The sequence below is a fragment of the Burkholderia sp. BCC1996 genome (assembly GCF_905339955.1).
In the GTDB taxonomy this organism is placed as follows: domain Bacteria; phylum Pseudomonadota; class Gammaproteobacteria; order Burkholderiales; family Burkholderiaceae; genus Burkholderia.
Map to the genome: position 1 here is coordinate 225,313 of NZ_CAJPHM010000010.1, position 14,960 is coordinate 240,272.

Consider the following 14,960-nt stretch of genomic DNA (forward strand, 5'->3'; position numbering starts at 1 on the left):
CCCCGCTTTGACGCTTGCGCGCAACGACGCGCGCACGGGCCCGGCCGGTCGCGCCGCGGGCACCGGCCAGCGGATTCGACGCGCGATTGCCGCCGGCTGTTCCCCGCGATGCGGTAAAATCCCGCCATCGCGAATCCGGCGCATCGTGCGCCGCCCGAAATGGAAAGCCAAGCCATGCCGTACCAGTCCGACGTCACGCAATTCCTGAACCAGCTCAAGCAACAGAAGCCGACGCTCGAAGAAGAGCAGCGCAAGGGCCGCTCCCTGCTGTGGGACAAGCAGCCGATCGACCTCGACGAGCGTGCCGAGCAGCAGGAATCGCGCGTGAAGCAAACGTCCTACGTCTACTACCAGAACTTCTGACGACGTGAGCGCCGCCGACGAGGCCAGCGCCGCCCGGCAGGACGACGCGATCGCCGCGCCCGCGGGCGCCGATTCGACGCCCGACACGGTCGACGGTGTCGCGGCGTTCGCACGCCTGTACGGCGAGCCGCTCTTCAAGCTGCCGCAGGACCTCTACATCCCGCCCGATGCGCTCGAGGTGTTCCTCGAGACGTTCGAAGGCCCGCTCGACCTGCTGCTGTACCTGATCCGCAAGCAGAACTTCAACGTGCTCGACATCCCGATGGCGCAGGTCACCGCGCAATATCTGGGTTACGTCGACCAGATCCGCACGTCGAACCTCGAGCTTGCCGCCGAATACCTGCTGATGGCCGCAATGCTGATCGAGATCAAGTCGCGGATGCTGTTGCCGGTCAAGAAGGCCGACACCGGCGAGGAAGCCGAGGATCCGCGCGCGGAACTCGTGCGCCGCCTGCTCGAATACGAGCAGATGAAGCTCGCCGCGCAACGTCTCGACCAGTTGCCGCAGCTCGGCCGCGACTTCCTGCGCGCCGAGGTCTACATCGAGCAGAGCATCACGCCGCGCTTTCCCGACGTGAACTCGGACGACCTGCGCGCCGCGTGGGCCGACGTGCTCAAGCGCGCGAAGCTCGTCCAGCACCACAAGATCTCCCGCGAGGAGCTGTCGGTGCGCGAACACATGAGCCTGATCCTGCGCAAGCTGCAGAACGCACGCTTCATGGAGTTCGCCGACCTGTTCGACACGTCGCGCGGCGTGCCGGTCGTGGTCGTGAACTTCATCGCGATGCTCGAACTCGCGCGCGAATCGCTCGTCGAGATCACGCAGCCCGAACCGTTCGCGCCGATCTACGTGCGCCTCGCCTACCTGCCCGCGTAAGGCGCCCGCCGCCCCCGCCTCACCCCGCACACCGAAACACGCCGCATCCCGCCGCCGGCCCCGCCCGCGCGGGCTGCCTGCGGCGCGCCCGCGTAAAAAGTGAACGATCGTACTTTTTTCGATGCGTCCGGCGGCCAAATCCTCTACAATCCGCCGACGCCCGATGCGCCGCCCGCGCGCCGGCGTTCTCCGCTTCGACCCCGACGCCGCTGTTGCGGCGCCAACGCGCGCCTGCGCGAGGAACCCGCTACCCGATCATGAAAGTCATCAGCTCGATCCAGGAACTGCGCGACCAGTTGCGCGGACAGAACCGCACGGCGTTCGTGCCGACGATGGGCAACCTGCACGAAGGTCACCTGTCGCTGATGCGCCTCGCGCGCCAGCACGGCGACCCGGTCGTGGCGAGCATCTTCGTCAACCGGCTGCAGTTCGGCCCGAACGAGGACTTCGACAAATATCCGCGCACGCTGCAGGACGATATCGAAAAGCTGCAGAAGGAAAACGTCTACGTGCTGTTCGCGCCGACCGAGCGCGACATGTATCCGGAGCCGCAGGAGTACCGCGTGCTGCCGCCCGACGACCTCGGCGGGATTCTCGAGGGCGAGTTCCGCCCCGGCTTCTTCGCCGGCGTGTGCACGGTCGTCACCAAGCTGATGTCCTGCGTGCAGCCGCGCGTCGCCGTGTTCGGCAAGAAGGATTACCAGCAGCTGATGATCGTGCGCCGCATGTGCCAGCAGCTCGCGCTGCCGGTGGAGATCATCGCGGCCGAGACCGTGCGCGACGAGGACGGCCTCGCGCTGTCGTCGCGCAACCGCTATCTGACGACCGACGAGCGCAAGGAAGCGCCCGAGCTCGCGAAGACGCTGCAACGCGTGCGCGACAGCGTGCTCGGCGGCGAGCGCGACCTCGGCACGCTCGAGCAGCACGCGCGCACGCACCTGGCCGAGCGCGGCTGGGCGCCCGACTACATCGCGATCCGCCGCCGCGCGAACCTGATCGCGCCGAGCACCGCCGAGCTCGAGGCCGGCGAGCCGCTCGTCGTGCTCGCGGCCGCGAAGCTCGGCGCGACGCGCCTGATCGACAACCTGGAAATCTGACGGGCCGCCCGCCCTCGCCTCACACGCATCACGGAGAACCCATGCAGCGCCACATGCTCAAATCGAAGATCCACCGCGCGGCCGTCACGCACTGCGAGCTGCATTACGAAGGCTCGTGCGCGATCGACGAAGACCTGCTCGAAGCGGCGGGCCTGATCGAAAACGAACGGATCGACATCTGGAACATCAACAACGGCGAGCGCTTCTCGACCTACGCGATCAAGGGCGAGCGCGGCAGCGGGATGATTTCGCTGAACGGCTCGGCCGCGCGCCGCGCGCAACTCGGCGACCTCGTGATCATCGCGGCGTTCGCGATGGTCGACGAAGCCGAGCTGCAGGCCGGCTGGAAGCCGAAGCTCGTGTTCATCGACGAAGGCAACAAGATCAAGGGCCACCGCGACCACGTGCCGACGCAGAACTGGACCTGATTCACGCGGCCGGCCGGCGCATCGCGGCGCGCCGGATCGCTGCCGCGGCGCGCCGCGCGCCGGGGCGGCCGAAGCCGCGCAGCCGCATACGTACGAAGGGCCTGATCCGGCACGCTGCCGCATCAGGCCCTTCTTCATTGGAGCGGGAACCGACCGAATTCGACCGGCTGCGCCGCGCGGGTTCGCCTCGCGCATCCGCCTCGCGCGCTCAGGACGCCTTCGCGACCTTCTCCGCTTTCGGCGCGCGGCGCTCGGCCCATTCGACGATCGGCCGCCACTGCTCGAGATCCTTCTCGACGCGGCTCTTCGCGACGTCCCACAGCGTCAGGCCGTGCGCGGCGATCTGCACGTAGTTCTGCGTGTCGCGCACGTAGCCGAGCACCGGCAGCCCGAGCCCTTCAACGAAGCGGTGCAGCTGGTCGGACGAGCGCGTGCGCGCGTCGACCCGCATCCCGACGATCCCGACCTCGACGCTGCCCTTGCGCACGGCCTTCTCGCCGGCGAGGCGCTCCAGAAACTGCTGGGTCGCGAGAATATCGAACATCGACGGCTGCAGCGGCACGATCACCTTGTCGGCGAGCTGCAGCGCGACGTTGAGCCGGTTGCCGTGCAGCCCGGCCGGCGTGTCGATCACCGCATATTCGAGGCCGCGCGGCGGCTTCGACGGCGCCTCCGGGTCAAGCTCCCACGCCTCGATCGGCGGCAGGCCGGCCGGCCGCAGGTCGAGCCACGCATGCGCGGACTGCTGCCGGTCCAGATCGGCGAGCGCGACCCATGCGCCCTGCGCCGCGAAATAGCCGGCAAGATTGGTGGACAGCGTGCTCTTCCCCACGCCGCCCTTCGGATTCGCCACCACGATGACCGTCATGAATTCCCCCGAAAAAGCCGTGCGGCGCCTGCCGCCCTGGCAGGCGCCGCTCGATTGCGGATACAGGGAGCGATGATATCGGCAAACGGGGTGTCACCGGAACGGGTTGCGCCGAAGCCCGCCCCGTTTATGCGGTCCGCGTCGCGGCGCGCGGTTCGCCGAGCGCGAACGCACCGCCGCCCAGCAGCGCCTGCACGGCCAGCGTGACGGCCCAGAACGCCGGGTATTCCCAGCCGCCGTTCGGCGACGCGAAGCTCCAGCCGTTCGGCAGATGCGCGGACACCGCGCCGAGCATGAACGGCAGCAGCACGAGTGCGGCGATCCGCACGCGGAAGCCCGCGAGCAGCGCGAGGCCGCCGGCCAGTTCGACGACGGTGGTGACATACGCGAGCCAGCCCGGCAGGCCGATGGACGCGAAAAACTGCGCGGTGCCGGGCAGCGTGAAGACGAACACCTTCTGCGCGACGTGCGCGAGGTACAGCACGCCGAGTGCGACACGCAGCAGCGTCGCGCCGAGATCGTTCAGGCGATTGGGGTTCATGGCGAATTCCTTCGTGAGTGGATGGGAATGGATCGCACTCTATTCGAATCGTTTCGACCAATAAACACGCATTTCTGCTTTAACTGATTCCCGAATGGAACGAATCGGATCATGAAAAAGGGCATGACCGATCATGCCCCGATGCCAGCACCCCGCCGCGAACCTCAGCCGCCGCTCTTGCCCTGGGCGGCGTCGCCCGAACCGGCCGGCCCGCCGCCCGGTGCATACGAATCGCACGCGTGCGCAAGCGCCGACGCGCCCAGCAGCACCGCGAGCAGCACACTCAACCACCATCGACCCTTCATCGTCGCGCTCCTTCGGGCGGACCTCCGCCCATCTGAGTTGTACGCGATCCGCCGCAAAATGCCAGGCCGGCACGCCATGCGTCAGCGGAACTCGGCGTACAGCGCGCGCAGGTCGAGATGCTCGGCGAACGAATCGGCCAGCCGCTCCAGCGACGCCTCGCGCAGCGCCGGATAGTCGATGCGTTCCGCGCCGTCGAGCCCCGCCCATGCGAGCAGTGCCGCGCACGCGTCGGGCGCGTCGAACAGCCCGTGCACGTAGGTCGCGAGGATCTGCCCGTCGGCCGAGCGTGCGCCGTCCGGGCGGACGCCGCCCGGTGCGTCGCCCGCCGCCAGTTCCAGCGCGGGCGCCGCGAGCGCGGGCCCGCGCGTGTCGCCCATGTGGATCTCGTAGCCGTGCACCGCGGCCGCGCCCGGCAGCGCGAGCTGCCCGGTCACGTTCTTCAGCGTCTTGTCCGGCTGCAGCGTCGTGTCGAAATCGAGCAACCCGAGCCCCGCCACGCTGCCGGGCGCCCCTTCGAGGCCGAGCGGATCGTCCAGCGTGCGGCCGAGCATCTGCATCCCGCCGCAGATGCCGATCACCTTGCCGCCATAGCGCAGGTGCCGGCGGATCACCGCGTCCCAGCCCGCGTCGCGCAGCCACGCGAGATCGCGCTGCACGCTCTTCGAGCCGGGCAGGATCAGCAGGTCGGCGTCCGGCACCGGGCCGCTCTTCCAGTACGTGAACTCGACCTGCGGATGCGCACGCAGCGGGTCGAAATCGGTATGGTTGCTGATCCGCGGCAACGCGGGCACCACCACGCGCAGCACGCCGGCATCGCCGCGCGCAGCGGCGCTGCGCGCCTGCGACGGCAGCATGTCCTCGGCATCGAGCATCAGCCCGTGCAGGTACGGCAGCACGCCGAATACCGGCTTGCCCGTCTGCGCGCGCAGCCAGTCGAGGCCCGGTTCGAGCAGCCTGATGTCGCCGCGAAAGCGGTTGATGACGAAGCCGCGCACGCGCGCGCGCTCGCTGTCCGACAGGCACGCGAGCGTGCCGACCAGGTGCGCGAACACGCCGCCGCGGTCGATGTCGGCCACCAGCACGACCGGGCAGTCGACGCGCTCGGCGAAGCCCATGTTCGCGATGTCGCCTTCGCGCAGGTTGATTTCGGCCGGGCTGCCCGCGCCTTCGACGAGCACCGTGTCGTAGCCGGCGCGCAGCCGCGCGTACGACTCGAGCACCGCGTCGAACGCGACCGGCTTGTAGTCGTGGTAAGCACGCGCGTCGAGGTTCATGCGCGCCTTGCCGTGAATGATCACCTGCGCGCCGCGGTCGCTCGTCGGCTTCAGCAGCACCGGATTGAAATCCGTATGCGGCGCGACGCCGGCGGCCAGCGCCTGCAGCGCCTGCGCGCGGCCGATCTCGCCGCCGTCGGCCGTCACCGCGCTGTTCAGCGCCATGTTCTGCGGCTTGAACGGCGCGACGCGCGCGCCCGCGCGGCGCGCGAGGCGGCACAGCCCCGCGACGAGCGTGCTCTTGCCCGCGTCGGACGTCGTGCCCTGGATCATCAACGTGCCGTGCGGCTGCGGTTCGGGTGCGTTCATCGTGTGCAAAGTCGTGGCGAAGCAAACGCGCATTATCGCCCGCGTGCGGCCGCCCGCGCCGTTACAATCACGCGATGATTCCGCACGACCTCACCTTCGTCCTCGGCGGCGCGCGCTCGGGCAAGAGCGCGCACGCCGAGCGGCTCGCCGCCGACAGCGGGCGCCCCGTCACCTACATCGCGACCGCGGCCGCGACGGCCGCCGACGCCGAATTCGAACGGCGCATCGCGCATCACCGCGCGCGCCGGCCGGCCGACTGGGGTTTCGCCGACGCGCCCGTCGACCTCGCCGGCACGCTCGCGCGGCTCGACGATCCGCACGCGTGCCTGCTCGTCGACTGCCTGACGCTGTGGCTCACGAACCTGCTGTGCCCGCTCGACGGCGAACCGCTCGACGATGCGCAGTACGCGGCGCAGGTCGAGCGGCTCGAGCACGCATTGCGCGGCGCGCGTGCGAAGGTGATCGTCGTCAGCAACGAAATCGGGCTCGGCGTCGTGCCGCTCGGGTCGGTCACGCGCCGCTACGTCGACGAACTCGGGCGCCTGAACCAGCGCGTCGCCGCGCTCGCGACGCGCGTGACGCTGCTGGTCGCCGGGCTGCCGCTCGAACTCAAGGCCGGAGCGCCGTCATGCTGATGCTGTCGCTGCCGCTCGTCGCGATGCTCGCGGTCGCGGCCGCGATCGTCGATCGTGTGATCGGCGAACCGGCCGGCTGGCATCCGCTCGTCGCGTTCGGCCGGCTTGCCGCGCGCATCGAAGGCGCGCTGAACACGGGCCGGCGCGGCCGCGTGGTCGGCGTCGCCGCATGGGTCGCGGCCGTGGTGCCGCCGGTGGCCGTCGCCGTGTGGCTCGCGGCCGTGCTGCCGTGGCCGCTCGCGGCCGCGCTGCACGTCGCGCTGCTGTGGTTCGCGCTCGGCGCGAAGAGCCTCGCCGACCATGTCGCGCCGATCGCCGCCGCGCTGCTGCGGCACGATCTCGATGCCGCACGCGCGCTGACCGCACGGATCGTGTCGCGCGACACGAGCGCAGCCGACGAAGGCGCGCTGTCGCGCGCGGCCGTCGAATCGGCCCTCGAGAACGGCAACGACGCGATCTTCGGCGCGCTCTTCTGGTTCGTCGTCGCCGGCGGCCCCGGCGCGCTGCTGTTCCGGCTCGCGAACACGCTCGACGCGATGTGGGGCTATCGAACGCCGCGCTTCCTGACCTTCGGCTGGGCCGCCGCGCGCCTCGACGACGCGCTCAACTGGATTCCCGCACGCCTCACCGCCGCGAGCTACGCGCTGCTCGGCGACACGGCCGCCGCGTGGCGCTGCTGGCGCACGCAGGCGCGCCACTGGGACAGCCCGAACGCGGGCCCCGTGATGGCCGCGGGCGCCGGCAGCCTGAACGTGCAGCTCGGCGGCCCGGCCGTCTATCACGGCGAAATCGAAGACCGTCCCGCGCTCGGTACCGGCGCACCGGCGACGGCCGCGCACGTCGTCGCCGCGCTGTCGCTCGTCACGCGCACGCTCGCGCTGTGGCTCGCACTGCTCGTCGCGAGCGGCGCACTCATCCTCGCTACCCATCATGTCTGACGCACGCATCCCGCACGGCGGCAACCTGCACGAAGCCGCGCGCCGCCACGGCATTCCGCACGACGCCTGGCTCGACCTGTCGACCGGCATCAATCCGGTCGGCTATCCGGTGCCGCCGGTTCCGGCTGACGCATGGCGCCGGCTGCCCGACGACGGCGACACGCTCGCCGCATGCGCGGCCCGCTACTACGGCGCACCCGATGCCGCGCACGTGCTGCCGGTCGCCGGCAGCCAGGCCGCGATCCGCGCGTTGCCCGCGCTGCTGCCGGCCGGCGACGCCGGCGTCGCGCCGCTCGCGTACGGCGAATACGCGCCTGCCTTCGCGCGTCACGGCCATCGTGTCGTCCCGCTCGACATCGCCTCGGACGCGTTGCCTGCGACGCTACATCACGTCATCGTCGGGAATCCGAACAATCCGACTGCCGAGTTCGTTCCGACCGAACGGCTGCTCGGCTGGCATGCGCAACTGTCGGCACGCGGCGGCACGCTGATCGTCGACGAGGCCTTCGCGGATACGGGCGCCACGCCGTCGCTCGCGCAGTACACCGATCGTCCGGGCCTCGTCGTGCTGCGCTCGGTCGGCAAGTTCTTCGGGCTCGCCGGCATTCGCGCGGGCTTCGTGCTCGCGCGTCCCGAGCTGATCGCCGCGCTGCGCGACATGCTCGGCGCGTGGACCGTCAGCGGCCCCGCGCGTCACGCGGTCGCCGCCGCGTTCGCCGACCGCGCATGGCAGGCCGCCGCGCGCGAGCGGCTCGCGGCCGACGGCGCACGCCTCGCCGCGCTGCTGCGCGCACATGGCTTCGCGGCGCACGCGACGCCGCTGTTCAGCTGGACCGACGACCCGCGCGCCGCCGCGCTGCATACGGCACTCGCCACGCACGGGATCTGGACGCGGCACTTCGCGCAACCGTCGAGCGTGCGCGTCGGCCTGCCGGGCAACGAAGCCGAATGGCAGCGCGTCGCCGACGCGCTCGCGCAGTGCGTGCCGACGCTGCAACGGGCATCCGCATGAACGCCCGCCCGTTGCGCCGGCTGCCGGCGCTCGCGATGCTGGTCGCGCTCGCGCCCTTCGCTCACGCCGACATCACGACCCGCGACGATGCCGGCAATGCCGTCACGCTGCCCGCACCGGCGCAACGCGTGATCAGCCTCGCGCCGCATGCGACCGAACTGGTCTACGCGGCCGGCGGCGGCACGAAGCTGGTCGGCACGGTCACGTACAGCGACTACCCGCCCGCCGCGCAGGCCGTGGCGCGCGTCGGCGACAACAAGGCGCTCGACCTCGAGCGGATCGCCGCGCTGAAGCCCGACCTGATCGTCGTCTGGCGGCACGGCAATGCCGAGCGGCAGACCGACGCGCTGCGTGCGCTGCACATTCCGCTGTTCTTCAGCGAACCGAAGCATCTCGACGACGTCGCGACGTCGCTGCGCCGTCTCGGCACGCTGCTCGGCACGGAACCGGTCGCCGACGCGGCCGCGGCATCGTTTTCGCGCGACATCGCGGCGCTGCGCGCGCGTTACGCGGCACGCCCGCCCGTCACGATGTTCTTCCAGGTATGGGACCGGCCGCTGACGACGCTCAACGGCGCGCATCTGTTCAACGACGTCGTCACGCTGTGCGGCGGCCGTAACGTGTTCGCGGCGCTGAAGCCGCTCGCGCCGACCGTCACCGACGAGGCCGTGCTTGCGGCGAATCCGGAAGCGATCGTGACGACGAGCGCCGGCGCGACACGCTCGGACGCGCCGCTGCCGAGCCTCGCGCGCTGGCGTGCATGGCCCGCGCTGACGGCCGTGGCGCGCAACAACCTGTTCGCGATCGACGGCGATCTGCTGACCCGGCCGTCGCCGCGGATCGCGCGAGGCGCGGCCGCGCTGTGCGAGGATCTCGACGCGGCGCGGGCGCGGCGGCCGGCGCGCTGATTTCGGGCGTCGATGCCCTTGCGCGCGTCAGGCGAGCACGCGACAGCCTACGCGTCCCAGTGGACGACTTCCCACATGCGGGCGACATCCTCCATCCGACGCTGATTGCGGGCCCTGATGCCCTTGCGCGCGTCAGACGAGCACGCGACAGCCTACGCGTCCCAGTGGACGACTTCCCACGTGCGGGCGGCATCCTCCATCCGCAACCAGACGACGCCGCCCGTCGGTACCGGTCGTGACAGCAGCGTATCGAGCGGCACGCGCAGCGCATGCGATGCGAAGGCGCGAATCACGCCTGCGTGCGTGATCGCCCATTGCGGCGCGTCGGCCTGCGCGACCTCGCCGGCCACGCGCGCCACGCGCGCGGCGAACCGCGCGACACTCTCGCCGCCATGCGCGCACGCATGCATCAGGTCGGCCGCCCACGCATCGAGCGCCGCGCGGTCGATGTCGTCCCAGCGCTGCAGCTCCCACGCGCCGAAGTCCATTTCCTGCCAGCCCGCGTCGCGCCGCAGCGGCACGTCGAACGCCTGCGCGAGCCGCTCGGCGACCGACGCGCAACGCGTGAGCGGACTCGTCCAGACCTGCGCGGGCAACGGCGCCCCGAGCGCCGCCAGACGCTCGCGCATGGTCCGCTCCCCCGCCTCGGCCGGTGCGGCGAGCGGCACGTCGCTGCGTCCGTAGCACACGCCCGGCTCGACAGCGACGGCCGGATGGCGAATCAGGACGAGATCCATCCGAGCACCACGAGATAGATCGCCAGCTCGCTCAACTGCTGCGCGAAGCCGAGGCAGTCGCCCGTATAACCGCCGATCCGCTTCACGAAATAGCGGGCCGCCCATGCGCGCACGAGCACGAGCGCGACGACGGCCGCGACGCCCGCGCGCCAGTCCGGCCAGAACAGCCACGGCAACCCGAATGCGGCCACGACGCAGGCCGCGCGCGCGCCCATGCGCCGTGCGACCGGTTTTGCCTTGCCTTCCGGCCGGACGTAGTCGAGCGACATCAGCAGGCTCACGGCCCCCGCGCGGCTCGCCGCATGCGCGGCGATCATGGTCCACGCGGCGCGCAGCGGCGGCATGGCCGCGAGCGCCTGCCATTTCAGGCCAAGCGCGATCACGAGCGCGGCCGCGCCGAACGTGCCGATGCGCGAGTCGTGCATGATGCGCAGCACGTCGTCGCGCGCGTAGCCGCCGCCGAACGCATCGCAGCTGTCGGCCAGGCCATCCTCGTGGAATGCGCCGGTCGCGAGCAGCGTCGCGGCCATCGACAGCCCGACCGCGATCGACGCCGGCAGCACGCGCAGCGCCGCGAGATAGACGAGCGCGCCCCATGCGCCGACGCACGCACCGACCAGCGGGAAGTAGCGTGCGGCCTGATCGAGATCGCCGGCCGCGTAGCCGATCGCGCGCGGCACCGGCACGCGCGTGAAATAGCCGAGCGCGACGAAGAAGTAGCGCAGTTCGGCGCGTACGCCCTGCGTGCGTTCAGGCGTCACGATTGTCGACGCCCGCGGATTCGAAGCTCGCCATCTCGGTGAGGAACGCGGCCGCCGCGCGCACCAGCGGCAGCGCGAGCGCGGCGCCCGTGCCCTCGCCGAGCCGCAGGTCGAGCGCGAGCAGCGGCTTCGCGCCGAAATGCTCGAGCATGCGCCGGTGCCCGGCCTCGTGCGACGCATGCGAGAACACGCAGTAGTCGCGCACGCCGGGCGCGATGCGCTCGGCGACGAGCAACGCGGCCGTCGCGATGAAGCCGTCGACGAGGATCGTCATCCGCTCGCTCGCGGCCGCGAGATACGCGCCCGTCATCATCGCGATCTCGAAGCCGCCGAACGTCGCGAGCACGTCGAGCGGCGCGATCGCATGCGAATGCCGGACGAGCGCGCGGCCGAGCACCGCGCGCTTGTGCGCGAGCCCCTGGTCGTCGAGACCCGTGCCGCGCCCGACGCACGCGTCGATCGGCACGTCGAGCAGACGGCTCATCAGGCACGCGGCCGACGACGTGTTCGCGATCCCCATTTCGCCGAAGCCGATCACATTCGTGCCGAGCGACGCGTGCACGCGCACGCGCGCGGCACCCGCGGCGAGCGCCGTTTTCGCCTCGTCGTGCGTCATCGCGGGTTCGACCGCGAAGTTGCGCGTGCCGCGCGCGACCGGCAGCGACACGAGCCGGTCGGACACCGGCAGCGGCGACGCGACGCCCGCATCGACGATCTCGAGCACGCTCTGCGCGACGCCCGAGAACGCATTGATCGCCGCGCCGCCGGCCAGGAAGTTCGCGACCATCTGCGCGGTGACCGCCTGCGGATACGGGCTCACGCCCTCGGCCGCGATCCCGTGGTCGCCGGCGAACACGATCGTCACGGGACGCTGCACGTGCGGCCGCTCGGTGCGCTGGATCAGGCCGATCTGCAGCGCGAGCGCCTCGAGCTGGCCGAGGCTGCCGGGCGGCTTGGTCTTGTGATCGATCACATGCTGCAGACGCTTGCGCAGCGTGTCGTCGAGCGGCGCGATCGCGGGCGGGAAGTCGGTCGGGTTCGTCATCGGAAGGTTGCCTCGTTGGTGCGGCCGCTGCCGCGCATCGAAAGAAGGAAGTTCATCGTCGCTCGGGCCACGCGGGCAGCAGCGCATCGCGGCCGTTCTCGCGAATCAGCACGAGCGGATAGCCGAACGCGTCGCTCGCGCGCGCCGGCGTCAGCACGTCGAGCACGGGGCCCGCCCACGCATGGCCGCGGCCGTCGAGCAACAGCGCGTGCGTCGCGAAACGCCGCGCAAGATTCAGGTCGTGACACGAGAACAGCACCGTGCGCGGGCCCGCGTCGAGCCACGCGGCCAACGCGGTCAGGCCGTCGATCTGGTGATGCAGGTCGAGATGGGCGAGCGGTTCGTCGAGCAGCATCAGCGGCGCGTCCTGGCACAGCGTCGCGGCCAGCGCGACACGCTGCCGCTCGCCGCCCGACAGCGACAGCACGTCGCGCGACGCGAGCGCGCTCAGCCCGAACGTCGCGAGCGCGTCGCGCGCGGCCGCGCGGTCTGCCTCGCGCTCCCAGCCCCAGCCGCCGAGATACGGAAAGCGATTGAGCAGCACAGTGTCGAATACCGTCGCGCTGAAAGCGTCGTGCAGTTGCTGCGGCATCAGCGCGCGGCGCCGTGCGAGCTGTTCGGGCGGCCACGCGGCGAGCGGCCGGCCGTCGATCTCGACCTGCCCGCCGGCCGGCCGCTGCAGGCCCGCGAGCGTCGCGAGCAGCGTCGTCTTGCCGGCGCCGTTCGGCCCCGCGACGCACCAGATCTCGCCGGGCCGAAACGCCTGCGTGAAGCCGTCGAGCAGGGTCCGTGCGCCGGCCCTCAGCGTGAGGTCGACCGCCGCATAGGTCATGTCGCCGGCGGTGTGCGGTGCGGCATGCGTCATCGCATCGGTCTCCTCAGCAACATCCACAGGAACACCGGCACACCGATCAACGCGGTCATCACGCCGACCGGCAATTGCGCGGGCGCGATGGCGGTGCGCGCGAGCAGGTCGGCCGCCATCACGCCGCCGCCGCCCGCGAGCATCGCGGCGGGCAGCAGCATGCGCTGGTCGTTGCCGAATGCGAGCCGCAGCGCGTGCGGCACGACGAGGCCGACGAAACCGATCGTGCCGGCCGTCGTCACCGCGGCCGCGGCGGCCAGCGACGCGACGAGGTAGATCCGCATGCGCAACCGCGCGACCGGCACGCCGAGCGCGAGCGCGGTCGCGTCGCCACGCAGCAGCACGTTGAGTTGCGGCGCGGCCGGCAGCGCGACGCAGACGGCCAGCAGCAGCGCGCCCCATGCGAACCAGGGCGCCGTCACGCCGTTCAGATCGCCCGTCAGCCAGAAGATGATGCCGCGCAGCCGCGCGTCGGGCGCGAGCGACAGCAGCAGCGTGACGAGCGCGCCCCACCCGGCCGCGATCACGACCCCCGTGAGCAGCAGCCGCGGCGACGCGTCGCGCGCATCGCCGCGCCACAGTTCGCGGCGCGCAAGCCCGAGCACGAGCGTGACCGACACGAGCGCGCCGGCGAACGCGGCCGCATCGACGAGCCACCACGCGGCGCCCGCGATCATCGCGACGAGCGCGAAGCCGGCCGCGCCGCCCGACACGCCGAGCACGTACGGCTCCGCGAGCGGATTGCGCAACAGCACCTGCAGCAGCGCACCGGCCAGCGCGAGCAGCGCGCCGCACGCGAAGCCCGCGAGCGCACGCGGCAGCCGCAACGTGCGCACGATGTCGGCGAGCAGTGCGTCGCCGCCGTGCGGCGCGAGCGACGCGAGCGCCTGCCACGGCGACATCGGCACGCTGCCGATCGACAGCGACGCGACGAACAGCAACGCGACCGCGGCCGCGAGCGCGGCCCAGATCGCGGCGGCACGCGCGGCGCTCATGCGCCGCACGGCATCGCGCATGACGCGTGACGCTTTCGCTGACCGTCATGGCCGGCCGGCCGCGGCACCGGCGTCGCGCTCCGGCGTGTCGTAGGCATACGCAAGCTCGTCATCCTCGTCGAACAGGTTGTTGATGCGTGCACGGACGAACCGTGCCCGGTGATGTCATCGCACGCACGGCCAGGATGCCATGCGCGGCATGACGCATGATTCACGGCCGACGACGCCCCATACCGCGCGCGACGATCGGCACCCGGATTCCGCATTTCGTCGCCCGGGTCCCCGCGATGCGGCGGCCGGCCGCGTGCCGGTCGCACCGACGTGACACGCGCGCGATCCGTCGCGCCGCATCCTCGCGCGGCCCACGTTCTGCGCAATATAGTGGAAGCCGCCGCAGCGGGTCGATCGGCATCGCGCTTGCGTCACCGTCAGGCACGCTCGGTGCGGCAACCGCGGCGGCCGGCAGCAAGGGGACAGCGTCGCGCCAAGCGACCGGGCGCGGTGCCGCGACGACCGGCGTCGTCGCCGATCCGGACGAATCGGCGTGCGCCGCGCTCCGCGCGATGGCGGCAGGCGACATTCCGCAGCGTGCGCCGCACGCCGTGCGGACGATTGGGGTCAGCATCGAAGACAAGTCCCGTGAAGCACTGCGCGCCCCGCTTCCCCGCAGGCCGCGCGTCATGAAGCCGTGCAGGCTCCTCGCCTCGGCCGGTATCCGGGCTGGCGGCGTACCGGCTCGCCTTCCCGCGCGTATCACGCGCAGTGGCCCGCGCCAGCGTGCGACCTGCACGCGAAACGCGCCCGAGCCGGCCTGCGTCATGCGACGCGGCCGCTTACCGTTGCGGGGGCAGCGCAGGTTGGCGAACTCCGGGCGGAGCACGCGCCCTGCTTCCCGTTTAACCGCGCGACGCACGCGCGAGCACCGAGGCGGCGCCAGTTTAGGAGCGGGCCGCGCGAGCGTCAAGGAAGCGTCCGGACGCATGCGGAACACGTGCCGGACC

The 14,960-nt window shown here is 71.5% G+C and carries 17 protein-coding genes and 1 riboswitch; of the genes, 8 read left to right on the top strand and 9 right to left on the bottom strand.

The window, feature by feature from the left end:
- Positions 1-174 precede the first annotated feature (174 nt).
- The 4 genes from U4Z64_RS17215 to panD all read left to right on the top strand — a co-directional run bounded on the left by U4Z64_RS17215 (position 175) and on the right by panD (position 2,765).
- Positions 175-363, top strand: a complete 189-nt coding sequence (locus U4Z64_RS17215; RefSeq protein WP_044849219.1) for a DUF3460 family protein — start codon at positions 175-177, stop codon at positions 361-363.
- A 4-nt stretch (positions 364-367) separates the two neighbouring features.
- On the top strand, positions 368-1,240 hold the full coding sequence (locus tag U4Z64_RS17220; protein WP_044849220.1) for a segregation and condensation protein A: 873 nt from the start codon (positions 368-370) through the stop codon (positions 1,238-1,240).
- Between the two features lie 257 nt (positions 1,241-1,497).
- Entirely contained in the window at positions 1,498-2,337 is an 840-nt protein-coding gene (gene panC / locus U4Z64_RS17225) for a pantoate--beta-alanine ligase (RefSeq protein WP_321820551.1), read from the top strand.
- Between the two features lie 41 nt (positions 2,338-2,378).
- On the top strand, positions 2,379-2,765 hold the full coding sequence (panD, locus tag U4Z64_RS17230; protein WP_006484038.1) for an aspartate 1-decarboxylase: 387 nt from the start codon (positions 2,379-2,381) through the stop codon (positions 2,763-2,765).
- A gap of 208 nt (positions 2,766-2,973) precedes the next feature.
- On the opposite strand, the gene U4Z64_RS17235 is transcribed toward panD, so the two are convergent.
- The 4 genes from U4Z64_RS17235 to U4Z64_RS17250 form a co-directional block, all read right to left on the bottom strand.
- Complete coding sequence (locus tag U4Z64_RS17235) at positions 2,974-3,633, bottom strand: ParA family protein (RefSeq protein WP_321820552.1); 660 nt, start codon at positions 3,631-3,633, stop codon at positions 2,974-2,976.
- A gap of 127 nt (positions 3,634-3,760) precedes the next feature.
- Positions 3,761-4,174, bottom strand: coding sequence for a DoxX family protein (locus tag U4Z64_RS17240; protein WP_321820553.1), 414 nt, complete (start codon positions 4,172-4,174; stop codon positions 3,761-3,763).
- A 164-nt stretch (positions 4,175-4,338) separates the two neighbouring features.
- Complete coding sequence (locus U4Z64_RS17245; RefSeq protein ID WP_185735533.1) at positions 4,339-4,479, bottom strand: hypothetical protein; 141 nt, start codon at positions 4,477-4,479, stop codon at positions 4,339-4,341.
- Between the two features lie 81 nt (positions 4,480-4,560).
- Positions 4,561-6,063: a cobyric acid synthase gene (locus U4Z64_RS17250; RefSeq protein WP_124571268.1), complete on the bottom strand. Its 1,503-nt coding sequence runs from the start codon at positions 6,061-6,063 to the stop codon at positions 4,561-4,563.
- A 74-nt stretch (positions 6,064-6,137) separates the two neighbouring features.
- On the opposite strand from U4Z64_RS17250, the gene cobU reads away from it, so the two are divergent.
- Genes cobU through U4Z64_RS17270 form a run of 4 tightly spaced genes read left to right on the top strand, consistent with a single transcriptional unit; the run spans position 6,138 to position 9,556 of the window.
- On the top strand, positions 6,138-6,698 hold the full coding sequence (gene cobU / locus U4Z64_RS17255) for a bifunctional adenosylcobinamide kinase/adenosylcobinamide-phosphate guanylyltransferase (RefSeq protein WP_321804744.1): 561 nt from the start codon (positions 6,138-6,140) through the stop codon (positions 6,696-6,698).
- Positions 6,692-7,636 (top strand): adenosylcobinamide-phosphate synthase CbiB, encoded by a 945-nt coding sequence (cbiB, locus tag U4Z64_RS17260; protein ID WP_321820554.1) that lies wholly within the window; start codon positions 6,692-6,694, stop codon positions 7,634-7,636. The genes cobU and cbiB overlap by 7 nt, the downstream gene beginning before the upstream one ends.
- A complete protein-coding gene (gene cobD, locus U4Z64_RS17265; protein ID WP_321820555.1) occupies positions 7,629-8,648 on the top strand; it encodes a threonine-phosphate decarboxylase CobD in 1,020 nt (339 codons plus the stop codon). The genes cbiB and cobD overlap by 8 nt, the downstream gene beginning before the upstream one ends.
- The gene (locus U4Z64_RS17270) at positions 8,645-9,556 is read left to right on the top strand and encodes a cobalamin-binding protein (RefSeq protein WP_321820556.1); all 912 of its coding nucleotides are present in this window, start codon (positions 8,645-8,647) and stop codon (positions 9,554-9,556) included. Before cobD ends, U4Z64_RS17270 begins: the two co-directional genes overlap by 4 nt.
- A 152-nt stretch (positions 9,557-9,708) precedes the next feature.
- Here the strand turns inward: U4Z64_RS17270 and cobC are convergent, their stop codons facing one another.
- From cobC to U4Z64_RS17295, 5 genes are read right to left on the bottom strand one after another with little or no spacing between them, the layout of a single operon-like run.
- The gene (gene cobC / locus U4Z64_RS17275; RefSeq protein ID WP_321820557.1) at positions 9,709-10,293 is read right to left on the bottom strand and encodes an alpha-ribazole phosphatase; all 585 of its coding nucleotides are present in this window, start codon (positions 10,291-10,293) and stop codon (positions 9,709-9,711) included.
- Positions 10,278-11,054 (bottom strand): adenosylcobinamide-GDP ribazoletransferase, encoded by a 777-nt coding sequence (locus U4Z64_RS17280; protein WP_321820558.1) that lies wholly within the window; start codon positions 11,052-11,054, stop codon positions 10,278-10,280. Before U4Z64_RS17280 ends, cobC begins: the two co-directional genes overlap by 16 nt.
- Entirely contained in the window at positions 11,044-12,099 is a 1,056-nt protein-coding gene (gene cobT, locus U4Z64_RS17285) for a nicotinate-nucleotide--dimethylbenzimidazole phosphoribosyltransferase (RefSeq protein WP_044845637.1), read from the bottom strand. The genes U4Z64_RS17280 and cobT overlap by 11 nt, the downstream gene beginning before the upstream one ends.
- Before the next feature lie 52 nt (positions 12,100-12,151).
- Positions 12,152-12,964 carry an ABC transporter ATP-binding protein gene (locus U4Z64_RS17290; protein WP_321820559.1) on the bottom strand — a complete coding sequence of 271 codons (813 nt, stop codon included), beginning with the start codon at positions 12,962-12,964 and terminating at the stop codon, positions 12,152-12,154.
- Positions 12,961-13,959 carry an iron ABC transporter permease gene (locus U4Z64_RS17295; RefSeq protein WP_321820560.1) on the bottom strand — a complete coding sequence of 333 codons (999 nt, stop codon included), beginning with the start codon at positions 13,957-13,959 and terminating at the stop codon, positions 12,961-12,963. Before U4Z64_RS17295 ends, U4Z64_RS17290 begins: the two co-directional genes overlap by 4 nt.
- A 688-nt stretch (positions 13,960-14,647) precedes the next feature.
- Positions 14,648-14,901, bottom strand: a riboswitch (cobalamin riboswitch).
- Positions 14,902-14,960: the final 59 nt, after the last annotated feature.